Below are 24,213 nucleotides of genomic sequence, written 5' to 3'. Positions count from 1 at the left end.
TATCCATGAGAAGATATTGGTTTTCCATCGCGCTTCCGGTCCTCGTCGCCGCGAGCATCGGGACGTACTACGTCGGCGCGGCCGCGCGGGACTTGCCGGAATTCCGCATCCAGACGGTGTCGGGCGATCCGAAGGAAGCGTCGCAATTGGTCCTGGAGGCCGACACGCGGATCGATGACGGCATGTATCACCGGGTCGAGATCGGCACGAACGGCACCCATTACAATGAACGGCGGTCGTTTCTGGCGCAGCTGAACAACGATTTTACCGATAACAGCCCCGACCTGGTCCGGCTGAAGAAGGACCACCGCGGTTTCATGCGGGGCAAAATCAGCACCAACGGGTTCTATGCGGACGACAGGGCGCTGCTCTACGCGGATGCGAAGGCCGAGGAGCGGAATCCCGCTTCGAACCTGAGCGCCTATTCGATCGCGATCGCCGCGCAGGACTTGACGACCGGCAAGAAAACGCGTTTCGACGCGATCATGCCGGGCAAGCAGAAGTATTCGTACCTGTACGTCTACGACGTCCAAATGCTGGACGGCCAAGCGAAGCTGCTGGTTACGCTGTCCAAGGATACCGGCCTCGGCCGGGCAGGAGGCATGGAGACGGAAATCCACCTGCTCACGGTCGATCTCGACAAGGAAGGCATCGCGAGCGACGAGACGATCGCCAAGGACGCCGACAAGGGCGCCGGCAAGCAGGAGAAATACGCGATCCACGACACGAGCGCGGGCGTCGCCTCGCCTTCGCCGTACGCGCTCCTGTCCGAAAGGACCGTTCAAGCGGGCAAAGACAAGGACGGCACGTATACGGAGAAGACGCTCGGCTCGCAGGTCCTCGTGCTCGATTACAAGACCGGCAAGCTGACGCCGATTCCCGCGGAGGGCGGGGAGGAAGCGAATACGGCCCGCATGCTGGCCGGCGGGAAGCTGATCACGCTTAAGACGGCCGGCGGGAAGCTGACGCTGCGAAGCGACGATCCGGCGAGCGGCGCCCGGGGCGAGACGTTCGACGTTCCGCTCGCGCTGACCGGCGGAGCGGCCTCGTCCATGCAGCGCTTCATTTACGGCGACCGGCTGTACGTGCTGAACCGCGTGAACGCGGACGGCGAGATTCTGATCGTGAACCTCGCCGACGGGAAGGCGGTCTACGCGGGCAAGCTGACCGTGGACGGCACCCCGGAGCGGCAGCGGGAGCTGCTCGAGCCGATGACGCTCTACAGCTTCGGCCTCAAATCCTGACGCGCCCGGACGTTGCGCCCGGCGCGGTTCCGCAAGCCTCCGGCAGTCCGCCGGGGGCTTGTTTTTTTGCCCGGTTTATGCTTGCCGGGACGGGCTTCTTCTTCTGTTTCGCGGGGGAATAAATTGGGGGTCCGGGGAGATACTGAACATTAATGTTTCTCCTTGGGAGGTAATCACGTTGACCCGAAATAAAGTCGAGATCTGTGGAGTGGATACCGCTAAACTGCCTGTCCTCACGAATGCCGAAATGCGCGAGCTGTTCACGGCATTGCAAACGCAAAACGAATGGGCAGCCAGAGAGAAATTAGTCAATGGCAACTTGAGGCTTGTGCTCAGCGTGATACAACGGTTCAACAACCGCGGGGAATTCGTCGACGATCTCTTCCAAGTCGGCTGCATCGGCCTCATGAAAGCAATCGACAATTTCGATCTCAGCCAGAACGTGAAGTTTTCAACGTACGCGGTTCCGATGATCATCGGCGAGATTCGCCGTTACCTCCGGGATAATAACCCCATCCGCGTGTCGCGCAGCCTGCGGGACATCGCCTACAAGGCGCTGCAGGTCCGGGACAGCCTGACGAACAAGAATTCGCGGGAGCCGACGATCTTCGAAATCTCCGAGGCGCTGAACGTGCCCAAAGAAGACGTCGTGTTCGCGCTCGACGCCATCCAAGACCCGGTATCGTTGTTCGAGCCGATCTATCACGACGGCGGGGATCCCATCTACGTGATGGACCAAATCAGCGACGACAAGAACAAGGACGTTTCCTGGATCGAGGAAATCGCCCTCCGGGAAGCGATGCACAAACTGAACGAACGCGAAAAGATGATTCTCTCGATGCGTTTCTTCGAAGGCAAAACCCAAATGGAAGTCGCCGACGAAATCGGCATCTCGCAAGCGCAAGTCTCCCGGCTCGAGAAATCGGCCATCCAGCAAATGCAAAAACACGTGAAGACCTGAGCGGTTTCCCTTCGCACACGACAACGGCGCCTCCCGCGCCGTTTTTTTTATTGCGCCCCGCGTTAAGGGAGGCTGACGGCGTTCTAGTCTATCGGAAGGCCGCGGGGCGCGATAATTCCTGCCAAGCAGGACATTTTGCCGGGCGGGCACATATACTGAAAGCATAGGCCTGTTTGGCATCAGTCCTGCGGGAAGCGTGGTGAACGGAAGATGAAAATATCCGATTTTCAAACGAAGGACGTCATCAATATCGTGGACGGGCGCAAGCTCGGCCAGATCAGCGACTTGGAACTGGATTTGCGCCAGGGCCGGATCGATTCCATCGTCGTGCCGAGCTATTCCCGGTTCTTCGGCATGTTCGGCAACGGCACGGACGTCATCATCCCGTGGCGCAACATCGTGAAGATCGGCACGGACGTCGTGCTCGTGCGCATCGACGACGCGAAGGTTTACCGGGCGGAGGAAGACGACGTCGGGGTCCGGTGAAGGCGGGGAACGGAAGGCCGCGCATCCGGGCGGGCGCGCCGGCGCTCGCGCGGAGGGCGGCCGCATGGTACACTAAGGCAGAGGTGAAGCCAACCGATGGAACCATTTGTAAAACGCGAGGCGAAGGGACCTTCGCTTTTTTTATTGCCGCATTGGAGCGAGCGGCATGCCGGCGTCACGGCCGGATTCACGGGCCGGCAGGGCGGCGTCAGCGCGGAGCCCTGGACGTCGCTGAACTGCGGCCTGCACGTCGGCGACGCCGACGGCGACGTCGTCGCGAACCGCAGAATGCTCGCCGAAGCGCTCGGCTGGCCGTTCGAAGCATGGACCTGCGCGGAGCAGGTGCACGGGGACCGCGTGTACGTCGTCGGCAAGGGCGACCGCGGCAAGGGCCGGGAGAACCGCGGCACGGCGGTCGGCGACGCCGACGCCATGATCACGGACGAGCGCGGCGTGCTGCTGACGTCGTTTTACGCGGATTGCGTGCCGCTCTATTTTATGGATCCCGTCAAGGACGTCGTCGCGCTGGCGCATGCCGGCTGGAAGGGCACCGTGCTGGAAATCGCCCGCAAGACGGTCGAGGCGATGACGGCGAATTTCGGCTGCGTCCCCGCGGACGTCGAAGCCGCGATCGGTCCTTCGATCGGCTTATGCTGCTACGAGGTGAATGAAGTCGTGCTGGACCGGGTAATACCCCTTATGGAACGAATGGGGCTGGAGGCGGACGGACTGGTAGCGCCGACCGAAAACGGAAAAGCCCGGATAAACTTGAAAGAATTGAACCGACAGATTATGATAAAAGCAGGAATTTTGCCGAGTCGTATCGAATGTTCAGATTGGTGTACCGGCTGCTCCACGGATTTGTTCTTCTCCCACCGGATGGAGGGCGGAGCGACGGGCAGAATGGTCAGCTGGATCGGCATGACAGAAGGGGATTTGAAAGCGTGACATTAGCACAGCGCATTGACGAGGTCGAACGGCGCCTGAAGGCGGCCTGCGCCAGAAGCGGCCGCGACCGTTCGGACATCGAGCTCATCGCGGTGACCAAATACGTAGGCGTCGAGCAGACGCAGGCCGTGCTTCGGCACGGGCTGACGCACATGGGCGAGAACCGCTGGCAGGACGCGGCGCCCAAGTGGAACGCCATCACGGGCGGAGGCTGGGACGCCGACCGGGCGCACGCGCCGGCCGGACAAGCCGTCTGGCATTTCATCGGGTCGCTGCAAACGAACAAAGTGAAGGACGTCATCGGGAAGTTTACATACATTCATTCGCTCGACCGGCTGTCGCTCGCGCAAGCGATCGACCGGCGGGCCGAGCAGCTCGGCCTCGTCGTTCCCTGCTTCCTGCAGGTGAACGTCTCGGGGGAGGAGAGCAAGCACGGACTTGCGCCGGAGGCGCTCCTGCCGTTCGCGAGAGAGTTGGCGTCGCTGCGGCACATCCGGCCCGCCGGGCTGATGACCATGGCGCCGCTGGACGCGGAGGGCGAACAGACGAGACCCGTATTCCGGGGGCTCCGGGAATTGCGCGATGAACTGAACGGCAGCGCCGTGCTGGCGGAGCCGGTGCGCGGGCTGTCGATGGGCATGTCGGGGGATTTCGAAATTGCCGTCGAGGAAGGGGCCACCTGGCTCCGGCTCGGAACCGTATTGGTAGGAAAGAGCTGATCCCGCGGCGAGCCGTCCGGCGGAAGCAGCCATCATATACGAAGGAAGGCGATTGACATGATGAACAAGTTCATGAGTTTTCTCGGGCTTCAGGAGGAAGAGGAAGTCGTGGAGCGCGAGCGGGTCGAATCGCATGACGAACAGGAAGTTGAAACTTCTCCCTTCGAAGCACGTAAAGCTTCTTCGAAGGGCAATAATATCGTCAGCATCCATTCGCAGAAGAACGTCCGCGTCATTCTGAACGAACCGCGCTCTTACGAAGAGGCGCAGGATATCGCGGACCATCTGCGTTCGCGGCGTTCCGTCGTCGTCAACCTGCAGCGCGTGCGTTCGGACCAGGCCGTGCGGATCGTCGATTTTCTGAGCGGCACGATTTACGCGCTGAACGGCGGCATCTCGAAGCTGGGGCCTAATATTTTTCTTTGCACGCCGGATACGGTCGAAATTCAAGGTGCGATTTCGGAAATGCTGACTGAGGAGCAAGACTACAATAAAATGAGGTGACCTTGAATTGTCTGAAGTGGCCAGTATTATTTGGACGATTACCCAGATTTACCAGTATATGATCATCGCTTACGTGCTGCTGTCCTGGCTGCCCGGGGTCCGCGACAGCTTCATCGGCGAGCTGCTCGGCAAGCTGGTCGAGCCGTATTTGTCGCCGTTCCGCAGATTTATTCCATCGATCGGCGGCGTCATCGACATTTCTCCGATCGTCGCGCTGTTCGCGCTTCGTTTCGTGGCGTACGGACTGATCGCGATTTTGGATATGTTCCTATGAAGCAAGATCTTTACGTCCATTTCCATCCCGACGAGCGTCCGTTCGTGGACCGCGCGTCGGAATGGATCGACCGCGCCGCGTTCGGCCACGAGCTGAAGCGCACGGATTTCTTGGATCCGCGGCAGGCGGACATTCTCTTGTCGCTCGCGAACCGCAATCCCGACGTGCAGATTCGGCTGGACGGCGGCTACGAAGGCGCCGAACGAAAGCGCGCCCTCCTCGCGCCGGACTATCGGGTGCTGGACGACGAGCCGGCCCATATCGCGCTGCTTGAAGTGACCGGCGGTACGCAGGGGCATTTGGAGCTGGACCACGGGGATTATCTGGGCGCGCTCCTCGGTCTCGGCATCAAGCGGGACCGGATCGGCGATCTGCACGTTCACGAGGATCGCTGCCACTGTCTCGTCGCCGAGGAGATCGCCGGCTATATCAATATTCATTTGCGACAAGTCCACCGCGTTCACGTCCTTACGGACGTTCTTCCTTTGGAGCGGCTGCGTCCGGCCGTGTCGGCCATGGAAGAGATGAACCTGTCGGTGGCTTCTTTGCGTCTGGACGGCATCGCGAGCGACGTGCACCGCATCAGCCGGTCCAAGATCGTGGAGCCGATCCGCGCCGGACGGTGCCGCGTCAATTGGAAAGTCGAAGAGGATCCGTCCGCGCCGCTCAAAGCGGGCGACGTCGTCTCGATGCAGGGGCTGGGACGCTTCAAAGTGCTGGAGGTCGAAGGCGTCACCAAGAAAGGCCGGATCCGGGTCCGAATCGGGAAAATTATCTAGGACTTTGCAGGAATTTGGCTCCACCTGTCGAAAGAAGAATGTACAATCGGGCATCTTGCCCTTAACTTGTAAACATTCAGGAGGTGCGCCGGTGCCGTTAACGCCATTGGACATACATAACAAGGAATTTGGCAGACGTCTGCGCGGTTACGACGAAGATGAAGTGAACGAATTTCTCGACCAGGTCATCAAGGACTACGAAGCGCTGATTCGCGAAAACAAAGAGATTCAGAATCAAGCGCTGGCGCTGCAAGAGAAATTGAACCATTTCGCCACTATCGAAGAAACGCTCAGCAAGACGATCATCGTGGCGCAGGAAGCCGCCGACGAAGTCCGCAACAACGCCAAGAAGGAAGCGCAGCTGATCGTGAAGGAAGCGGAGAAGAACGCGGACCGCATCATCAACGACTCGCTCAACAAATCCCGCAAGGTCGCGCTCGAAGTGGAAGAGCTGAAGAAGCAGGCGTCGATCTACCGGGCCCGATTCCGGACGCTGGTGGAAGCGCAGCTCGAGCTCCTGTCCCAGGAAGGCTGGGATTCCCTGGACAGCCCGCCGTCGCTCGCAAGCGAGAGCAACCGCGGATAATACGATTTTTCGCTTCGGAAGTTTGACAAATGTATCGGAATGGCGTATATATGGTAATAATCGATTTATACGACGATTTCGTTGACGAGAACGAGTACGCATTCGAACGTTCCCCAGAGAGCCGGCACTTGCTGAAAGCCGGCGTTCGGACGATTGCGGAAGATCCTCTCCGAGAAGCGGCGCCGAACCTTGCGCATGGCCGCAAGCAGTAAGTTCCGCCGGATTTCCGCCGTTACCCGGAACGCGGATGGCAGTGTTGCATTCGTGACTAAGGTGCCGATTCTTCGGCTTCATTCGCTTTGTCCCCGGACGCGGCGAAGAAGACGGGCGATCGGAACAAGGGTGGTATCGCGAGCCAAGTCTCGTCCCTTTGCGGGGGCGGGGCTTTTTTTGTTTGCCAAGACACGATGAAAACCATGAGAGGGGAAATGAAGCATGCAGCGCATCGACGTGAAAGAGAAAGCGAGAAGCCGCGACCTGCGGGTGCTCGGCAAGTGGAGAGAGGAGCAGACGTTCCGGCAGTCGATCGACAACCGGGAGGGCAAGCCGAACTTCGTGTTCTACGAAGGACCGCCGACCGCGAACGGCGCCCCGCATATCGGGCACGTGCTCGGCCGGGTCATCAAGGACTTCATCTGCCGCTACAAGACGATGGACGGCTACCGCGTCGTCCGCAAAGCCGGCTGGGATACGCACGGCCTGCCGGTCGAACTGGGCGTCGAGAAGCAGCTCGGCATCTCCGGCAAGCAGGACATCGAGGAATACGGCGTGGAAGCGTTCATCAACAAATGCAAAAGCAGCGTCTTCGAGTACGAACGCCAATGGCGCGAGTTGACCGAAGCGATCGGCTACTGGACGAACATGGACGATCCGTACATCACGCTGAACAACGATTATATCGAGAGCGTGTGGAATATTTTGTCCACCATCCATGGCAAGGGCTTGCTGTATCGGGGCCACCGGGTAAGCCCGTACTGCCCGCATTGCCAGACGACATTGAGTTCCCATGAAGTCGCGCAGGGCTATGAGGATGTCAAGGATCTCAGCGCGACGGTGAAATTCAAGCTCGACGGCCGCGACGAATACGTGCTCGCCTGGACGACGACGCCATGGACGCTGCCGGCCAACGTGGCCCTGGCGGTGAACCCGAACCTGACGTACGCGCGCGTGCGCAAGGACGGCGAGACGTACATCGTGGCGGAAGCGCTCGTCGAGAGCGTCATGAAGGGCGTGAAGGGCGACTATGAGGTACTGTCGTCGCTGCAGGGCTCTGAGCTGCTGAACTTGAAATACGAACCGCCGTTCCGCTATGCGGCCGTCGAGAACGGTCACTTCATCATCCCCGGCGATTTCGTCAGCGATTCGAGCGGTACCGGCATCGTCCACATCGCGCCCGCGCACGGCGACGACGACTACAAGGTGGCGCGCCAGAACGGCGTCAGCTTCCTGAACGTCGTCGACAACGCCGGCCGCTACGTCGAAGCCGTCACCGATCTGGCCGGCCGCTTCGTTAAAGAATGCGACGTCGATATCGTCAAAATGCTGAGCGAGCGCGGCCTGCTGTTCTCGAAGGAACGCTACGAGCACAGCTACCCGTTCTGCTGGCGCTGCAAAACGCCGCTCATCTACTACGCGACGGACAGCTGGTTCATCGAGACGACGGCGGTCAAGGACCAATTGATCAAGAACAACAGCGAAGTCGACTGGTACCCGTCCCATATCCGCGAAGGCCGTTTCGGCAAGTTCCTCGAGGACTTGGTCGACTGGAACATCAGCCGCAACCGGTACTGGGGCACGCCGCTCAACGTCTGGATCTGCGAGAAGTGCGGCGGGCAGCATTCCCCGGGCAGCCGGAAAGACCTGGCAGCGCGGTCGGTCTCGCCGATCTCCGAGGACATCGAGCTGCACAAGCCGTACGTGGACGACGTGAAGCTGCGCTGCCCGCACTGCGAAGGCGGCGTCATGACGCGCACGTCCGAAGTCGTCGACGTCTGGTTCGACAGCGGCTCCATGCCGTTCGCGCAATATCATCAGCCGTTCGAGAAGCAGGAGACGTTCGCGGAGCAATATCCGGCCGACATCATCTGCGAAGGCATCGACCAGACGCGGGGCTGGTTCTTCAGCCTGCTGGCGGTGTCCACGCTGTATAACGGCCGCGCGCCGTACAAGGCGGTCATCTCGACCGGCCACATCCTGGACGAAAACGGCCAGAAGATGTCCAAATCCAAAGGCAACGTCATCGACCCTTGGGAAATTATCGACGAGTACGGCACGGACGCGTTCCGCTGGTCGCTTCTGGCGGACAGCGCGCCTTGGAACAGCAAGCGGTTCTCGCGCGGCATCGTCGGCGAAGCGAAGTCCAAGGTCATCGATACGATCGTGAACACGCACGCCTTCTTCGCGCTCTACGCGTCCATCGACGGCTACGACCCGGCGACCCAGCCGGCCCGCGCATCGTCGGCGAAGCTGGACCGCTGGATCGTGTCGCGGCTGAACAGTCTCGTCGCGAACGTCAACAAGAGCCTGGCGTCGTACGACTTCCTGAATGCGGCCAAGGCGATCGAGGGCTTCGTGGACGAGATGAGCAACTGGTACATCCGCCGTTCGCGCGACCGGTTCTGGGGCAGCGGCCTGACGGACGACAAGCTGGACGCGTACGGCACGCTCCGCGCGGTGCTGACGACGCTGGCGCGCCTGATCGCGCCGTTCGCGCCGATGCTGGCGGAGGACGTGTACACGAACCTCGGCGAAGGCGGCAGCGTGCACCTGGCCGATTATCCGAAGGCCGACGAGCACGCGATCGACGAGAAGCTCGAGCGCGACATGGAGACGGCGCGGCAGATCGTCGAGCTGGCCCGCAACGTGCGGAACGAAACCGGCATCAAGACGCGGCAGCCGCTGTCCGAGCTCATCGTGGCGCTGGACAACGAATTCGACCTGGCGCCGTACGAAGACATCATCAAGGACGAGATCAACGTCAAAACGATCACGATCGCGAGCGGCGACAGCGGCTTCGTCGACTTCACGTTCAAGCTGAACCTGAAGGTCGCGGGCAAAAAATACGGCAAGCACGTCGGCCCGATCCAGACGTACCTGAAATCGCTGCTGCCGGACGAGACGAGCGAAATCGTCAAAGCGGGCGAATTGTCGTATACGTCGCTCGAAGGCGAAAGCTTCGTCATCGCGCTCGACGAGCTGCTCGTGGAGAAGCAGGCGAAGTCCGGCTTCGCGTCCGCTTCCGGCTATCAGCTGACGGTCGCGATCAACACGGACATCACGCCGGAGCTCGAGCAGGAAGGCCTCGTCCGCGAAGTCATCCGCGCGGTGCAGGATACGCGCAAGAAGCTCGATCTGCCGATCGAGCTGCGCGTCAAGCTCACGCTCGACGTCGACGCGGAGCTGCGCGCGGCGCTCGACGCGTTCCGGGACGTCCTGTTCGAGAACGTCCTGCTGAGCGGCGTGGAGTACGGCGCCGCGGCGGAGACTGAGCGGGTGTCGCTCGGCGACCGCGAGATTGGAATCGCGATCGCGGGGGCATGATAACGGCATAGCAGCAAAGAAACCGAACGCTCACGCGCGGGCGGCCGATCGGCTTTTTGCCGCTCGGCCCGCACGCGGCGTGGGCGTCGTTTCGTTTACCGAATGCCAAGCAAAGGACAGGATCGCCATGACAACGACCGAAAACCACGAAGATCTGAACGGCGTCCGCCATTCGCTCGATGCCTTGGAGAAGCGGCTTGAAACGTTGACGGCCCAGATGGAGCGCACCCAGATCGCCGATTACGTGCAGCTGCTGAACCGGCCGTTCTCGCTGTTCTGGCGCAACGCGCTGGGCGGGCTGTCGCGCGGCGTCGGCATCGCGGTCGGCTTTACGATATTCGCGTCCACCATCCTCTACCTGCTGCAGGTGCTCGGGGCGCTAAATCTGCCGATCATCGGCGATTACATCGCGGACATCGTGCGCATCGTGCAGCATCAGCTGGAGGGGAAGACGTATTAGGCGGAGGGCCGGGAGTTTATCAGGTTCGATGAAGCGAAGGGAATAGGACGAAAAACAGCGGCGCCGCGCATATCCGCACGGCGCCGCTGCCCCTATATCAGCCGCGGTTATTCCCGGTCGAGCAGAGGCTCGCCTTCCTCGTTATCCAAGTAGTGGTTGTACGTCTCGTTGCGGACGATGAAGCGGCGGTTGCCGGTGATGTCCGTGGCGACGAAGCTTTCGTACGGCTCCACGTAACCGTCCATTTCGTCCGCTTCGATGGCCATTTGGTCGTACGAGGCGATCTCGCGGCCTTCGGCCATCGCCGGCGTATTGGACGTGCCCCAGCTCTCGACGATTTGCCAGGCGTCCTCGCCGTCGAAGCCGTTGTACCCGTCTTCGTGGTCGTCGAGGCTCGTCCGGCCGAACGGAGGCTGCAGGAAGCTCTCTTCCGCCGGACGGCGGTCGGAGACGTCCTGCCGCGGGGAATGCGCCACGCAATAGAGGGTGTCCGGAATCGCCTGGAGCCGCGCGAGCGGAATCGGTTCGCCGCAGACGCGGCAGGCGCCGTAGCTGCCGTCGTCCATGGCGGCCAGCGCCGCTTCGATGCGGTTCAGGTGCAGCTCTTCCTGCTCGTGCAGCGCGATGTCTTTGCCGCGCTCGTACGTCTCGGTGGCGGCGTCGGCGGGATGGTTGTCGTAGGCGGACAAATCGCCGGATTCGTCGCGCAGCGAATCGCCCAAGCCGTAATGCTCGCTGCTGGCGAGGCGCTGTTCGGCCGCCGCCTTGTCCACGTTCAGCCGGCTGCGCAGGCCGCGCAGCTGCGCGTTCGTCAGATGCGTCGTCGTCATCGGTTGTAACCCTCTTTCCTCGGAACGGATTGACGTTGTTGTCGTGCCGTTAGCTTTTGCAGCGGGGGCCGTTTTTAGAGGCGGGCAATCATGGTTGCGCTGGCAGCATCGCGGGCGGATTCGCTGGCCCGGCATCGCGGAAATATGCTACAATGTGGGGGATAAGGGGGCAGACGCCGTGAAATTTTACTACTATTGGCTGGCCGTATTCGTGCTTGTGGTGGATTATGCAACCAAGAAATGGGTAGAACACAGTCTCGTCCTGAACGAGACGAGAAGCGTGATCGGCGACTTCTTCGTCATCACCTCGATTCGCAACAAGGGGGCGGCATTCAGCATTCTGCAGGAGCAGCGGCTTCTGTTCATCGGCATCACGCTCGTGGTCGTCATCGGGATCGTCTGGTATACGGCGAAGAACCGCAACTCCGGGAAAGCGCTGCTGCTGTCCGGCCTCGGCCTCGTGCTGGGCGGCGCGGTCGGCAACCTGGTCGACCGGGCGCTGTACGGACAAGTCGTCGATTTTCTGCAATTCACGTTCGGCAGCTACGTCTTCCCGGTATTCAACATCGCCGATTCCGGCATCTGCGTCGGCGTGGCGTTGATTTTGCTGGATGCGCTGTTGTCATCCAAGAAAGAGAACGGAGATTCCAATTCCAATGGACAAGAAAGCAATGGATCCGAAAACCATCAATTTATCCGGTGATGAACAAGATCAGGACGCGATGGTCTTCGAAATCAGCGAATCGTCGGCCGGCGAGCGGCTGGACAAATTCGTAACCGAAAGCATGGAGGACGGCGCGGTATCGCGCACGCAAGTGCAGGATTGGATCAAGAGCGGCGCGGTGCTGGTAGGCGGCCGCGAAGCGAAAGCGAATTATAAACTAGCCGTGGCCGACGTGGTCACGGTTATTGTGCCTGGACCGGAGGAAGCGGTCATCGCCGCGGAAGACATCCCCCTCGACGTCGCGTACGAGGACTCCGACGTCATCGTCCTTAACAAGCCGCGGGGCATGGTGGTCCATCCGGCGCCCGGCCATTATTCCGGCACGGTCGTCAACGCGCTGATGCACCATTGCAAGGACTTGTCCGGCATCAACGGCGTGCTGCGGCCGGGCATCGTGCACCGCATCGACAAGGACACGTCGGGCCTCCTGATGGCCGCGAAGAACGACCTGGCCCATTTGTCGCTGGCGGAGCAGTTGAAGGAACATAGCGTCACGCGCAAATACGTGGCCCTCGTCCATGGCAACATGCCGCACGAGAACGGCACCGTCGACGCGCCGATCGGGCGGGATCCGCAGGACCGTAAGCTGTTCACGGTCACGCACAAGGGCAGCAAGGAAGCGGTCACGCACTTCCAGGTGCTCGAGCGCTTCGGCGACTATACGCTGCTGGAGCTGCAGCTGGAGACGGGGCGGACGCATCAAATCCGCGTCCATTTGAAGTACATCGGCCATCCGCTCGCGGGGGATCCGGTGTACGGGCGGAGCAAGACGATCGGCCTCAAGGGCCAGGCGCTGCATGCCGCCGTGCTCGGGTTCGTGCATCCGCGCAGCGGCGAGTATTTGGAATTCCAGGCGCCGATTCCGGCCGACATGGAGCATGAGCTGACGATATTGCGGCAGCGCTGATTCCGAAATTAGTGCAAACTTTTCACCATATTCTATATATGGCACCCGCCTTGCCTTGCGCTATGATGGAACCAAATCGTAAAACTTCGAATCGAAGGGTGAGAAATCGAGCATGACGCAAATCAATAATCATTATACGAACCTCCAGGGCAGCTACCTGTTCTCCGAAATCGCGAAACGCCGCACGAAATTCATGCAAGAAAATCCGAACGCCCAAATCATCAGCCTCGGCATCGGCGACGTGACGCGCGGTCTCCCGGACGCGATCACCAAAGCGATGCACGGCGCGGTGGACGAGCTGGCGAATCCGTCGTCGTTCCGCGGCTACGGCCCGGAGCAAGGCTACGACTTCCTGATCGACGCCATCATCGAGAACGATTATAAGGCGCGCGGCATCGACATCGCGACGAACGAAGTGTTCGTGAGCGACGGCTCGAAATGCGACGTCGGCAACATTCAAGAAATTTTCAGCCAGGACGCGGTCGTCGCCGTGCAGGATCCCGTGTATCCGGTGTACGTGGACACGAACGTCATGGCCGGCCGATCCGGCTTGTTCAATAAAGAAACGAACCAATACGAAAACATCGTGTACCTGAAATGCGACGCGTCGAACAACTTCACGCCGAGCCTGCCGGACCGCAAGGTCGACCTGATCTACCTCTGCTACCCGAACAACCCGACCGGCATGACGCTCTCCAAAGCGGAGCTGAAGCGCTGGGTCGATTTCGCCAAGGCGAACAACTGCATCATTCTGTACGATTCCGCGTACGAAGCGTTCATCCGCGAGGCGGACGTGCCGCGGTCCATTTACGAGATCGAAGGCGCGAAGGAAGTCGCGATCGAATTCCGCAGCTTCTCCAAGACGGCCGGCTTCACGGGCGTGCGCTGCGCGTACACGGTCGTGCCGCGCGAGCTGAAGGCGAAGGACGCCGACGGCAACGCCGTGCTCGTGAACGACCTGTGGAACCGCCGCCACACGACGAAGTTCAACGGCGTCTCGTACGTGACGCAGCGCGGCGCGGCGGCGGTCTACACGCCGGAAGGCAAAGCGCAAATCGCGTCCATCATCGATTATTACATGACGAACGCCGGCATCATCCGCGACGGCCTGGCTTCCCTCGGCCTGGAAGTGTTCGGCGGCGTGAACGCGCCGTACATCTGGCTGAAGACGCCGAGCGGCTTGGACTCTTGGGCGTTCTTCGACAAGCTGCTGTCGGAAGCGAACATCGTGGGCACGCCGGGCGTCGGCTTCGGCCAAGCCGGTCAAGGCTACTTCCGCCTGACGGCGTTCGGCAGCCGCGAAAACACGGAAAAAGCGGTGGAACGGATCACCAAGCTGAGCCTGTAAGGCGATCGGCAACCGACCGATTGACATTGCTTGTCGAATGTGACATAATTCTTTTGATAAACCGTAGTACCTTTAACTCAGTCCAGAGAGGCTGGCAAGGTAACGTGAATCGTTTTATCAATCGAATCCGGGGACAACCCTACCCACTGACGCTCGGTCGCGGTGGCGTTTTGTCCAACCCGATAAGATTGACTATCCAAAACGACGAACTCCTTGCGCATGCCGCAAGGAGTTTTTTTGTGGCCATGGAACTTCGCAGTCAAGCAAGGAGGCGCATGAAACCAATGGATGAGCAGCATCGCGTCATCATGGACGAAACGGCGATCCGGCGCGCGCTCACGCGGATTGCCCATGAAATCGTCGAGAAGAACAAAGGCATCGACAACTGCGTGATCGTCGGCATTCGTACCCGCGGCATCTATCTGGCGCAGCGGATCGCCGAGCAAATCCGGGAAATCGAAGGACGCCCCGTCGAGGTGCAGGAGCTCGACATCACGCAGTACCGCGACGACCGCGAGAAGGTCAGCGCCGAACGTCCCGCGGCGGGGTCGTCGGTCGGCGTCAAGGATAAACGGGTCATCCTCTTCGACGACGTTCTCTATACCGGCAGAACGATCCGGGCGGCGATGGACGCGCTGATGGATCTGGGGCGGCCGCAAGCGATCCAGCTGGCCGTGCTGGTCGACAGGGGCCATCGGGAGCTGCCGATTCGGCCGGACTACGTCGGAAAGAACGTGCCGACCTCGAAGCAAGAGCAGATCGAAGTGTCTCTGCAGGAAGTCGACGAGAACGATCAAGTGACGATTATCCACTAAGGGGGACGGACGCATGACGACCGCAACGCTAACGAGAGACCGAAGCCTGCTCGGGCTGAAAGAGCTCGGCCGGGACGAGATCGAGTCGATTCTCGACCGCGCCGCCCACTGGGAGCACCACGCGACGAAGATCGACCCGGTGCTGCAAGGGAAGTTCGTCGCGAACATGTTCTTCGAGAACAGCACCCGCACCCGTTTCTCGTTCGAAGTCGCGGAGAAGCGGCTCGGCGCGGAAGTGCTCAACTTCTCCGCCGCCGTCTCGAGCGTGCAGAAGGGCGAATCGATTTACGATACGGTGCGCACCTTGGAATCGATGGGCATCGACGCCGGCGTCATCCGGCTGAAGCCGATCGGCGTGCTGGCCGAGCTGGCGGCCAAAATCAACGTGCCGCTCATCAACGCGGGCGACGGCAACAACGAGCATCCGACCCAGGCGCTGCTCGATCTCTATACGATGCGCAAGCAGTTCGGCGAGCTGCGCGGGCTGACGGTCTCCATCGTCGGCGACATCCTGCACAGCCGCGTCGCGCGCTCGAACCTGTACGCGCTGCGCAAGTTCGGCGCGAACGTACAGTTCTGCGCGCCGGCCAGCATGGCGGCGAAGGAGCTGGACGCGCCGCTCGTCACGATGGAGGAAGCGCTGCGCGCCGACGTCATCATGATGCTGCGGGTGCAGCTGGAACGCCATGAAGCGGGCATGATGAGCACGCCCGAAGCGTACCGGGAGCAATACGGCCTGACGGTCGACCGTGCTTCGCGCATCGCGCCGCACGCCATCATCATGCACCCGGCGCCGATCAACCGGAACGTGGAGATCGACGACGAGCTGGTGGAGCACGGACAATCGCGGATCTTTCCGCAGATGCAAAACGGCGTGCCGATCCGGATGGCCGTCATCGAACGGGCACTGACTTAAAAAGTTCGAAGGGAGACAGGACAGACATGGCAGCATGGATATTGAACGGATTAGTCTGGAACGAAGCGACGGGCGAGACGGAGACGAAGCATATCCGCATCGCGGACGGCGTCATCGCCGAGATCGCGGACGCGTCCGCGGGCCTGCCGGACACGCAGGGGCACGACACGATCGACGCGCAGGGCAAGCTGGTATCCGCAGGGTTCATCGACATGCACGTCCACCTGCGCGAACCGGGCTTCGAATATAAAGAAGACATCGCGAGCGGCACGCGCTCCGCGGCGGCGGGCGGCTTCACGACGATCGCCTGCATGCCGAACACGCGTCCCGTCACGGACACGCCGGATACCGTCCGGTTCATTCTCGATAAAGCGGCGACCGCGGGCATCATCAACGTGCTCCCGTACGCGGCGATCACGAAGAACGAGCTGGGACGCGAGCTGACCGATTTCGCGGCGCTGAAGGAAGCGGGCGCGGTCGGCTTCACGGACGACGGCGTCGGCGTGCAGAACGCCCAGATGATGAAGGACGCCATGAAGCTGGCGGCTTCGATGAGCATGCCGGTCATCGCCCACTGCGAAGACGACTCGCTGGTCGTCGGCGCGGCGGTGACGGAAGGCAAGTTCGCCGCGGCGAACGGCCTGAAGGGCATTCCGAACGAGTCGGAAGCGATCCACGTCGGCCGGGACATTCTGCTCGCGGAAGCGACGGGCGTGCACTACCATGTCTGCCACGTCAGCACCGAGCAGTCGGTGCGGCTCATCCGGCACGCCAAGCAGTTCGGCATCAACGTCACCGCCGAGGTATGCCCGCATCACTTGGTGCTGTCGGACGAAGACATCCCGGGCATGGACGCCAACTGGAAAATGAACCCGCCGCTGCGCACGCCGCGCGACGTGCAAGCGGTCATCGAAGGGCTCGAGGACGGCACGATCGACATCGTCGTCACGGACCACGCGCCGCACGGCGCGGAGGAGAAAGCCCGCGGCATGCAGCTCGCGCCGTTCGGCATCGTCGGCTTCGAGACGGCGTTTCCGCTGCTGTACACCGAATTCGTCCGCACGGGCAAATGGACGCTCGGCTTCCTGCTGCGGCGGATGACGTCGGACCCGGCCCGCGTGTTCGGGCTGGCGAGCGGGGTTTTGAAAGCCGGGGCTCCTGCAGATATTACTATCGTGGATCTGGAGCGCGAACGCGAGGTCGATCCGGAAACCTTCGCTTCCAAAGGCAAGAACACGCCGTTCGGCGGCTGGAAGCTGTACGGCTGGCCGGAGACGACCCTCGTTGGCGGCAAGATCGTTTGGACGGCACACTAAAGAGCACGCAACTTGAGACAGGAGTGGATACGGATGCAAGCAAGATTGTTACTGGAAGACGGCACGCTGTTTACGGGCCTCGGCTTCGGCGCCGAAGGGCAGTCGACCGGCGAAGTCGTATTTAATACAGGCATTACGGGTTATCAAGAGGTGCTGTCGGATCCGTCCTACTGCGGCCAGATCGTGACGATGACGTATCCGCTCATCGGCAACTACGGCATCACGCGCGACGACTTCGAGACGGTGGCGCCGTTCATCCACGGTTTCGTCGTGCGCCGGCACGAGCCGGTTCCGAGCAACTGGCGGGCGCAATACACGCTGGACGGCATCCTGAAAGAGCACGGCATCATCGGCATCAGCGACATCGATACCCGCATGCTCACCCGTATCCTCCGCCATCACGGCACGATGAAGGGCATCCTGACGACGGGCTCCGAACGCGCGGAAGAGCTCCAGGAGCGCCTGTCGGGCTCCGCGCTCATGCGCGACCAAGTGGCGCGCACGTCGACGAAGAGCATGTTCACGAGCCCCGGCGACCGCGAACGGATCGTGCTCGTCGACTTCGGCGCGAAAAGCGGCATCCTGCGCGAGCTGACGAAGCGCGGCTGCGACGTCGTCGTCGTGCCGCACGACACGACGGCGGAACAGATCCGCAAGCTGAATCCGGACGGCATCCAGCTGTCCAACGGCCCCGGGGACCCGAAAGACGTGCCGCACGCCGTCAAGATGATTCAAGAGCTGCTCGGCGAATATCCGATTTTCGGCATCTGCCTCGGCCACCAGCTGTTCGCGCTCGCGTGCGGCGCGGATACGTCGAAGCTGAAATTCGGCCACCGCGGCGGCAACCATCCCGTCAAAGAGCTGGAGACGAACCGCTGCTATATCACGTCGCAGAACCACGGCTACACGGTGCTCGACGAATCCGTCGCGGGCACGAAGCTGGTCGTGACGCACATCAACAACAACGACCGGACGATCGAGGGCTTGAAGCATGCGGAACACCCGGCCTTCTCCGTGCAGTACCACCCGGAGGCGGCGCCGGGCCCGTACGACAGCAGCTACCTGTTCGATCAATTCCTGGACATGATCCGCACCACGAAACGAAACAACCCGCAGAAACCGCGTCAAGCGCAAATGGCGGCATCATTGAGAGGAGAGCTGCAGTATGCCCAGAAATAACAAGCTGAAAAAAATCCTCGTCATCGGGTCCGGCCCGATCGTCATCGGCCAGGCGGCCGAATTCGACTATGCCGGCACGCAAGCCTGCCAAGCGTTGAAGGAAGAAGGCTACGAGGTTGTGCTCATCAACAGCAACCCGGCCACGATCATGACCGACACGAACATGGCGGACAAAGTCTACATCGAGCCGATCACGCTCGACTTCGTGACCCAGATCATCCGCCAGGAGCGCCCCGACGGCCTGCTGCCGACGCTCGGCGGCCAGACCGGCCTCAACATGGCGGTCGAGCTGGCGCGCGCCGGCGTGCTGGAGCGCGAAAACGTGCAGCTGCTCGGCACGCAGCTGACGGCGATCGAGAAAGCGGAAGACCGCGACCTGTTCCGCGATCTGATGCGCGAGCTCGAGCAGCCGGTACCGGACAGCGTCATCGTCACGACGCTCGAAGAGGCGCTGGACTTCGCCAATGAAATCGGCTATCCGATCATCGTGCGCCCGGCGTACACGCTCGGCGGCACGGGCGGCGGCATCTGCGCCAACGAAGCGGAGCTCCGCGAAACCGTCGCGTCCGGCATCCGCTACAGCCCGATCGGCCAATGCCTCATCGAGAAATCGATCGCGGGCATGAAGGAAGTCGAATACGAAGTCATGCGCGACGCGAACGACAACTGCATCGTCGTCTGCAACATGGAAAACTTCGATCCCGTCGGCGTACATACCGGCGATTCCATCGTCGTGGCGCCGAGCCAAACGCTGTCCGACCGCGAGTATCAGATGCTCCGTTCGGCTTCGCTCAAAATCATCCGCGCGCTGAACATCGAAGGCGGCTGCAACGTGCAGTTCGCGCTCGACCCGTTCAGCTTCCAATACTACGTCATCGAGGTTAACCCGCGGGTCAGCCGGTCCTCCGCGCTGGCGTCCAAGGCGACGGGCTACCCGATCGCCAAGATGGCGGCGAAGATCGCCGTCGGCTACACGCTCGACGAAATCGTCAACCCGGTCACGGGCCAGACGTACGCCTGCTTCGAGCCGACGCTCGACTACATCGTCTCGAAGATTCCGCGCTGGCCGTTCGACAAGTTCACGTCGGCCAACCGCAAGCTGGGCACGCAAATGAAAGCGACCGGCGAAGTCATGGCGATCGGGCGGACGTTCGAGGAGTCCATGCACAAGGCGGTCCGCTCGCTCGAGATCGGCACGCACCGCATTCACTTGAAGGATGCCGCGGAGCTGGACGAAGAGACGCTGCGCCTGCGGCTGCAGAAGCCGGACGACGAGCGCATGTTCCTCGTGGCCGAAGCGTTCCGCCGCGGCTACGAGCTGCAGGACGTGCAGGATCTCACGAAGATCGACTGGTGGTTCCTCGATAAAATCGCGGGCATCGTCGCGTTCGAAGCCCAGCTTCGCGGCTCGGCCGTCCTGTCGAAGGAGCTGCTCTACCAGGCGAAGCGCAAAGGCTTCTCCGACCGCTCCATCGCGGAGATCCGCCGGGAAGGCAACCACGCGACGTACACCAACGAATACGACATCCGCGCGTACCGTCTGGAGCTCGGCCTGAAGCCGGTTTACAAGATGGTCGACACGTGCGCGGCCGAATTCGAAGCGACGACGCCGTATTACTACTCGACGTACGAGGTCGAGAACGAAGTGACCGAAACCGACAAGCAGAAGGTGCTCGTCCTCGGCTCCGGCCCGATCCGGATCGGGCAGGGCATCGAGTTCGACTACTCCACGGTGCACGCGGTCTGGGCGATCCAGAAAGCCGGCTACGAAGCGGTCATCATCAACAACAACCCGGAAACCGTCTCGACCGACTTCAGCACGTCCGACCGGCTGTACTTCGAGCCGCTCTTCTTCGAGGACGTCATGAACGTCATCGAGCAGGAGAAGCCGATCGGCGTCATCGTGCAGTTCGGCGGCCAGACGGCGATCAACCTGGCGGCGCCGCTGACGAAAGCCGGCGTGCGCATCCTCGGCTCGAGCCTCGAGAGCATCGACGCGGCCGAGGACCGCAAGAAGTTCGAAGCGCTGCTGCGCGAGCTGAACATTCCGCAGCCGAAGGGCACGACGGTCACGTCCGTGGACGAAGCCGTCGCCGCCGCGCAAGGCCTCGGCTATCCGGTGCTCGTGCGCCCGTCGTACGTGCTCGGCGGCCGCGCCATGGAAATCGTCTACTCCGACGAGGAGCTGCTGACGTACATGGTGCAGGCCGTGAAGATCAATCCGGAGCATCCGGTCCTGATCGACCGCTACATGCTGGGCAAGGAAGCGGAAGTCGACGCGATCTGCGACGGCGAGACGGTGCTCATCCCGGGCATCATGGAACACGTCGAACGCGCGGGCGTGCACTCCGGCGACTCGATCGCGGTGTATCCGCCGCAGGCGATCTCGAAAGAGCTGCAGCAAAAAATGATCGACATCACGATCAAGATCGCGCGGGGCTTGAACGTCATCGGCCTCGTGAACATCCAGTTCGTCATCTTCCAGGACGAGGTGTACGTCATCGAGGTTAACCCGCGCTCCTCGCGCACGGTGCCGTTCCTCAGCAAAGTGACGAACATTCCGATGGCCAACCTGGCGACGCAGGCGATTCTCGGCAAGAAGCTCGCGGACCTCGGCTATAGCGAAGGCCTGTGGCCGGAAGAAGATTTCGTCTCGGTCAAAGTACCGGTCTTCTCCTTCGCCAAGCTGCGCCGCGTCGATCCGACGCTGACGCCGGAGATGAAGTCCACGGGCGAAGTCATGGGCCGCGACGAGCAATACGCGAAGGCGCTGTACAAAGGCCTCGTAGGCGCCGGCATGCGCATTCCGTCGACGGGCTCGATCATCGCGACGGTATCCGACAAGGACAAACCGGAAGCGATCGACATTTTGCGCGGCTTCTACGAGCTGGGCTACAACATCATCGCCACGGGCGGCACGGCGACGGCGCTGGAGGAAGCGGGACTGCGCGTGAAGCGCGTGAACAAGCTGAGCGAAGGCTCGCCGAACATCCTGGATCTGATCCGCGACGGCCGCGCGCACTTCGTCGTCAACACGCTGACGAAGGGCAAGACGCCGGAGCGCGACGGGTTCCGCATCCGCCGCGAGGCGGTCGAGAACGGCGTCGTCTGCATGACCTCGCTCGATACGGTCCGCGCCCTGCTGAACATGCTGGAGACGATCAACTTCTCCTCGCGTCCGATGCCGGTGCTGTCGGCGCAAAAATAACCGGCGGTCGAACCGATCGCCATGGCCGCCAAACGGCCGCGAAAGCCTGCCCCCCAAGCAGGCTTTCGCCATGCATAGAGCAAGCGAATCGAAGGAGGCGGAGCAGTTGATGCTAAGCAGAGAAGAAGCCGCGGGCCGCGTCATGGTGGCGCTCGATTATCCGGGCGCCGCTTCGGCCGAAGCGCTGGTGCGGAGCCTCGAGGGCATTCCGTGCTACATGAAGGTCGGCATGCAGCTGTTCTACGCGGCCGGTCCGGGCTTCGTGACGGAGCTGAAGGCGCGCGGGTACAAGGTGTTCCTCGACCTGAAGATGCACGATATCCCGAATACGGTCAAAGGCGGCGCGAACAGCATCGCGAAGCTCGGCGTCGATATGTTCAACGTGCACGCGGCCGGCGGGACGGCCATGATGCAAGCCGCGATGGAAGGCGTGGAAGCCGCGCTCGCGGCCGAGCCCGGCCTGCGCCGGCCGCTCGTCATCGCCGTGACGCAGCTGACGAGCACGAGCCAAGCGGTGCTGAACGGCGAGATCGGCATCGGCGGCTCCGTCGCGGACGCGGTCGTCCGTTACGCCCGGCTGGCCCGGGAAGCGGGACTCGGCGGCGTCGTCGCCTCCCCGCAGGAGGTGCGGCTCATCAAGGAGGCCTGCGGGCCGTCGTTCCGGACGATTACGCCGGGCATCCGTCCGGCGGGCGCGGATATCGGCGACCAGTCGCGCATCATGACGCCGCGCGAAGCGCTGGCGCAAGGCACGGATTACATGGTCGTCGGCCGGCCGATCACGGCGGCGCCGAGCCCGAGAGAAGCTTTGGAAACCATTATCGAGGAGCTGATGTAGATGACAACATCCACGCTGGAACAACTGCAGACAGACATCGCGAAAGGGCTGCTGCAAATCAACGCGGTCGCGCTGCGCCCGAACGATCCGTTCACCTGGACGTCCGGCATGAAATCGCCGATCTACTGCGATAATCGCCTGACGATGTCGTACCCGGCGATCCGCGAGCTGATCGCGGAAGGCTTCGCGACGATCATCCGGGCGCAGTATCCGGACTGCCAGGCGGTCGCCGGCATCGCGACCGGCGGCATTCCGCACGCGGCCTGGGTGGCGCAGAAGCTGAACCTGCCGATGCTCTACGTCCGCGACAAAGCGAAGGGCCACGGCAAAACAAATCAGATCGAAGGCCATTTCGAGCCCGGCCAGAAGGTCGTGCTCATCGAGGATCTGGTCTCGACCGGCGGCAGCTCGCTGAAGGCGGCGGTCGCGGTGCGCGACGCCGGCTGCGAGGTGCAGGCCGTCGTGGCGATTTTCACCTACCAATTCCCGCAAGCCGCCGAGGCGTTCGCGGAAGCGGGCATCCCGCTCGCGACGCTGTCGAATTATTCGGCGCTGATCGACGTGGCGCTCGAGAACGGCATCGTCCAGCAGAGCGATGTGGCCCTGCTGCAAGCGTGGCGGGAAAACCCGCAAGCGTTCGGCGCATAAGCGGAAATCCGCTGGCCGGCGACCGCTTGCCGGAGTCCCGCGCATCCGCGTGCAGAAGCCGCTCCATCCGACAGGATCCGCCCATCATGGCGGATCCTGTTTTTTTGCGTCGCCAAGCTTCCGTGTTTCATTCTTCCGCCGACGGGTTATATTTAGCTAACTTGCTGCATACAATGGATTGTTTCGCCAAATAGATTACTAGAATGCGAGGAAGCGAAGATGAACCTATTCTACAAACGACTGATGGATTCGACGGAAGATCTCCTGTACCGGGTGCGGATTTACGACCGGGAGCTGAAGAAATGCGACGAAATTTTGCAGATGGACGAGGCGTACGGCCAGCTGCGCCAAGCCTTCGATGCGATAGATTCGCGCAACGAATCCGCGATGGAGCGCGTGGCGGCGAAGCTGCAGCAGATGCGGCAGCGCTTGATCACGATGATGGAGGATTTGCTGCACGCGGCTTGATGGGGGCCGGAAGGGGGAAAATGACCTCCGGGCTGCGTGGGGCTCCGCTCGCTGTTGTAGTCTGACATCTTGATTAGATAACGGATGAATCGGTTGATATCAGACTACAAAAGCGAACGCTGAAGGTGAATGGCATGCATTCTTGTTGACAGGTATGATATGCGGCATTCACCGGCTTCGTAAGCATACGCTGAAGCTGCTTCGCGCCTACACATCCCTCCGGTCATTTTCTCGGCCCCGTTAACAAATCTGCGTGCGGCAAATTTAGAGGAAGAGGAAAAAACCTCTTGCCAGCCGGCGGAGGCGATGGTAGTATGTTACATTAAATGGAAGGGTTTCTAGGGATCCGCTTCGAGGCGAACCGAGCGAAACCGGGCATGGACGATAGTCCGCCACACCGTAGGGATAAAAGACCTTCGGCAAGTTCCACCCAGCAGGACTGGGCGGCGCTTGCGCGGAGGTCTTTTTTGCTTTACTCCGTCGAAGCGCCGCGGACAAAGGACAAAGGAGGGGAA

Annotated in this window: 23 protein-coding genes and 1 other annotated feature; of the genes, 22 read left to right on the top strand and 1 reads right to left on the bottom strand. The window is 61.5% G+C overall.

Going from position 1 to position 24,213, the window contains the following annotated elements; all coding sequences use genetic code 11:
* The first annotated feature begins 5 nt into the window (after positions 1-5).
* The 11 genes from BMZ79_RS07795 to BMZ79_RS07740 all read left to right on the top strand — a co-directional run bounded on the left by BMZ79_RS07795 (position 6) and on the right by BMZ79_RS07740 (position 10,501).
* Positions 6-1,244 carry a hypothetical protein gene (locus BMZ79_RS07795; RefSeq protein WP_090638302.1) on the top strand — a complete coding sequence of 413 codons (1,239 nt, stop codon included), beginning with the start codon at positions 6-8 and terminating at the stop codon, positions 1,242-1,244.
* Between the two features lie 178 nt (positions 1,245-1,422).
* Entirely contained in the window at positions 1,423-2,205 is a 783-nt protein-coding gene (gene sigG, locus BMZ79_RS07790) for an RNA polymerase sporulation sigma factor SigG (protein WP_090573745.1), read from the top strand.
* 210 nt (positions 2,206-2,415) lie between these two features.
* The gene (locus BMZ79_RS07785; protein ID WP_090638300.1) at positions 2,416-2,691 is read left to right on the top strand and encodes a YlmC/YmxH family sporulation protein; all 276 of its coding nucleotides are present in this window, start codon (positions 2,416-2,418) and stop codon (positions 2,689-2,691) included.
* Between the two features lie 96 nt (positions 2,692-2,787).
* Positions 2,788-3,639, top strand: coding sequence for a peptidoglycan editing factor PgeF (gene pgeF / locus BMZ79_RS07780; protein WP_090638297.1), 852 nt, complete (start codon positions 2,788-2,790; stop codon positions 3,637-3,639).
* The gene (locus BMZ79_RS07775; RefSeq protein ID WP_177222016.1) at positions 3,636-4,358 is read left to right on the top strand and encodes a YggS family pyridoxal phosphate-dependent enzyme; all 723 of its coding nucleotides are present in this window, start codon (positions 3,636-3,638) and stop codon (positions 4,356-4,358) included. Before pgeF ends, BMZ79_RS07775 begins: the two co-directional genes overlap by 4 nt.
* Before the next feature lie 51 nt (positions 4,359-4,409).
* Entirely contained in the window at positions 4,410-4,862 is a 453-nt protein-coding gene (locus BMZ79_RS07770; protein WP_090638293.1) for a cell division protein SepF, read from the top strand.
* Positions 4,863-4,869: 7 nt separating this feature from the next.
* Entirely contained in the window at positions 4,870-5,136 is a 267-nt protein-coding gene (locus tag BMZ79_RS07765) for a YggT family protein (protein ID WP_090638291.1), read from the top strand.
* Complete coding sequence (locus BMZ79_RS07760; protein ID WP_090638288.1) at positions 5,133-5,915, top strand: YlmH family RNA-binding protein; 783 nt, start codon at positions 5,133-5,135, stop codon at positions 5,913-5,915. The genes BMZ79_RS07765 and BMZ79_RS07760 overlap by 4 nt, the downstream gene beginning before the upstream one ends.
* A gap of 91 nt (positions 5,916-6,006) precedes the next feature.
* A complete protein-coding gene (locus BMZ79_RS07755; RefSeq protein ID WP_090638285.1) occupies positions 6,007-6,501 on the top strand; it encodes a DivIVA domain-containing protein in 495 nt (164 codons plus the stop codon).
* A 72-nt stretch (positions 6,502-6,573) separates the two neighbouring features.
* Positions 6,574-6,874: a binding site (T-box leader), on the top strand.
* Positions 6,875-6,936: 62 nt separating this feature from the next.
* Positions 6,937-10,041 carry an isoleucine--tRNA ligase gene (ileS, locus tag BMZ79_RS07745; protein WP_090638279.1) on the top strand — a complete coding sequence of 1,035 codons (3,105 nt, stop codon included), beginning with the start codon at positions 6,937-6,939 and terminating at the stop codon, positions 10,039-10,041.
* 127 nt (positions 10,042-10,168) lie between these two features.
* Positions 10,169-10,501, top strand: a complete 333-nt coding sequence (locus BMZ79_RS07740; protein ID WP_090638277.1) for a DUF5665 domain-containing protein — start codon at positions 10,169-10,171, stop codon at positions 10,499-10,501.
* A 107-nt stretch (positions 10,502-10,608) separates the two neighbouring features.
* Here the strand turns inward: BMZ79_RS07740 and BMZ79_RS07735 are convergent, their stop codons facing one another.
* Positions 10,609-11,331, bottom strand: coding sequence for a TraR/DksA C4-type zinc finger protein (locus tag BMZ79_RS07735; protein WP_090638274.1), 723 nt, complete (start codon positions 11,329-11,331; stop codon positions 10,609-10,611).
* Between the two features lie 178 nt (positions 11,332-11,509).
* Between BMZ79_RS07735 and lspA the strand changes: the two genes are divergently transcribed.
* From lspA to BMZ79_RS07680, 11 genes are all read left to right on the top strand, one after another.
* Complete coding sequence (gene lspA / locus BMZ79_RS07730) at positions 11,510-12,034, top strand: signal peptidase II (protein WP_090638271.1); 525 nt, start codon at positions 11,510-11,512, stop codon at positions 12,032-12,034.
* 19 nt (positions 12,035-12,053) lie between these two features.
* Positions 12,054-12,962 carry an RluA family pseudouridine synthase gene (locus BMZ79_RS07725; RefSeq protein ID WP_371263655.1) on the top strand — a complete coding sequence of 303 codons (909 nt, stop codon included), beginning with the start codon at positions 12,054-12,056 and terminating at the stop codon, positions 12,960-12,962.
* A 112-nt stretch (positions 12,963-13,074) separates the two neighbouring features.
* Complete coding sequence (locus BMZ79_RS07720; protein ID WP_090638266.1) at positions 13,075-14,310, top strand: LL-diaminopimelate aminotransferase; 1,236 nt, start codon at positions 13,075-13,077, stop codon at positions 14,308-14,310.
* Positions 14,311-14,594: 284 nt separating this feature from the next.
* Positions 14,595-15,125, top strand: a complete 531-nt coding sequence (gene pyrR / locus BMZ79_RS07715; protein WP_090638264.1) for a bifunctional pyr operon transcriptional regulator/uracil phosphoribosyltransferase PyrR — start codon at positions 14,595-14,597, stop codon at positions 15,123-15,125.
* A gap of 13 nt (positions 15,126-15,138) precedes the next feature.
* Positions 15,139-16,041, top strand: a complete 903-nt coding sequence (locus tag BMZ79_RS07710) for an aspartate carbamoyltransferase catalytic subunit (RefSeq protein ID WP_090638261.1) — start codon at positions 15,139-15,141, stop codon at positions 16,039-16,041.
* A gap of 26 nt (positions 16,042-16,067) precedes the next feature.
* Positions 16,068-17,357, top strand: a complete 1,290-nt coding sequence (locus tag BMZ79_RS07705) for a dihydroorotase (protein ID WP_090638258.1) — start codon at positions 16,068-16,070, stop codon at positions 17,355-17,357.
* Between the two features lie 33 nt (positions 17,358-17,390).
* Entirely contained in the window at positions 17,391-18,536 is a 1,146-nt protein-coding gene (locus tag BMZ79_RS07700; protein WP_090638255.1) for a carbamoyl phosphate synthase small subunit, read from the top strand.
* Entirely contained in the window at positions 18,523-21,744 is a 3,222-nt protein-coding gene (gene carB, locus BMZ79_RS07695) for a carbamoyl-phosphate synthase large subunit (RefSeq protein ID WP_090638253.1), read from the top strand. The genes BMZ79_RS07700 and carB overlap by 14 nt, the downstream gene beginning before the upstream one ends.
* Positions 21,745-21,853: 109 nt before the next feature.
* On the top strand, positions 21,854-22,582 hold the full coding sequence (gene pyrF / locus BMZ79_RS07690) for an orotidine-5'-phosphate decarboxylase (RefSeq protein WP_090638250.1): 729 nt from the start codon (positions 21,854-21,856) through the stop codon (positions 22,580-22,582).
* Positions 22,583-23,230 (top strand): orotate phosphoribosyltransferase, encoded by a 648-nt coding sequence (gene pyrE / locus BMZ79_RS07685; RefSeq protein ID WP_090638248.1) that lies wholly within the window; start codon positions 22,583-22,585, stop codon positions 23,228-23,230. It begins immediately after the preceding gene.
* A 219-nt stretch (positions 23,231-23,449) separates the two neighbouring features.
* Positions 23,450-23,698: a hypothetical protein gene (locus BMZ79_RS07680; protein ID WP_090638245.1), complete on the top strand. Its 249-nt coding sequence runs from the start codon at positions 23,450-23,452 to the stop codon at positions 23,696-23,698.
* Positions 23,699-24,213 lie beyond the last annotated feature (515 nt).

The organism is Paenibacillus sp. UNC496MF (assembly GCF_900113915.1).
GTDB classification, from domain to species: Bacteria; Bacillota; Bacilli; order Paenibacillales; family Paenibacillaceae; genus Paenibacillus_Z; species Paenibacillus_Z artemisiicola.
This window is presented reverse-complemented; position numbering and strand designations above follow the sequence as displayed.

Excerpts from the sequence above, each read along its gene's own strand:
- BMZ79_RS07680 (WP_090638245.1), top strand. The coding sequence starts at position 23,450 with ATGAACCTATTCTACAAACGACTGATGGATTCGACGGAAGATCTCCTG.
- BMZ79_RS07760 (WP_090638288.1), top strand. The coding sequence starts at position 5,133 with ATGAAGCAAGATCTTTACGTCCATTTCCATCCCGACGAGCGTCCGTTC.
- BMZ79_RS07740 (WP_090638277.1), top strand. The coding sequence starts at position 10,169 with ATGACAACGACCGAAAACCACGAAGATCTGAACGGCGTCCGCCATTCG.
- pyrR (WP_090638264.1), top strand. The coding sequence starts at position 14,595 with ATGGATGAGCAGCATCGCGTCATCATGGACGAAACGGCGATCCGGCGC.
- BMZ79_RS07725 (WP_371263655.1), top strand. The coding sequence starts at position 12,054 with ATGGTCTTCGAAATCAGCGAATCGTCGGCCGGCGAGCGGCTGGACAAA.
- BMZ79_RS07710 (WP_090638261.1), top strand. The coding sequence starts at position 15,139 with ATGACGACCGCAACGCTAACGAGAGACCGAAGCCTGCTCGGGCTGAAA.
- ileS (WP_090638279.1), top strand. The coding sequence starts at position 6,937 with ATGCAGCGCATCGACGTGAAAGAGAAAGCGAGAAGCCGCGACCTGCGG.
- BMZ79_RS07700 (WP_090638255.1), top strand. The coding sequence starts at position 17,391 with ATGCAAGCAAGATTGTTACTGGAAGACGGCACGCTGTTTACGGGCCTC.
- pyrF (WP_090638250.1), top strand. The coding sequence starts at position 21,854 with ATGCTAAGCAGAGAAGAAGCCGCGGGCCGCGTCATGGTGGCGCTCGAT.
- BMZ79_RS07795 (WP_090638302.1), top strand. The coding sequence starts at position 6 with ATGAGAAGATATTGGTTTTCCATCGCGCTTCCGGTCCTCGTCGCCGCG.
- BMZ79_RS07720 (WP_090638266.1), top strand. The coding sequence starts at position 13,075 with ATGACGCAAATCAATAATCATTATACGAACCTCCAGGGCAGCTACCTG.
- pyrE (WP_090638248.1), top strand. The coding sequence starts at position 22,583 with ATGACAACATCCACGCTGGAACAACTGCAGACAGACATCGCGAAAGGG.
- carB (WP_090638253.1), top strand. The coding sequence starts at position 18,523 with ATGCCCAGAAATAACAAGCTGAAAAAAATCCTCGTCATCGGGTCCGGC.
- BMZ79_RS07735 (WP_090638274.1), bottom strand. The coding sequence starts at position 11,331 with ATGACGACGACGCATCTGACGAACGCGCAGCTGCGCGGCCTGCGCAGC.
- BMZ79_RS07785 (WP_090638300.1), top strand. The coding sequence starts at position 2,416 with ATGAAAATATCCGATTTTCAAACGAAGGACGTCATCAATATCGTGGAC.
- BMZ79_RS07705 (WP_090638258.1), top strand. The coding sequence starts at position 16,068 with ATGGCAGCATGGATATTGAACGGATTAGTCTGGAACGAAGCGACGGGC.
- pgeF (WP_090638297.1), top strand. The coding sequence starts at position 2,788 with ATGGAACCATTTGTAAAACGCGAGGCGAAGGGACCTTCGCTTTTTTTA.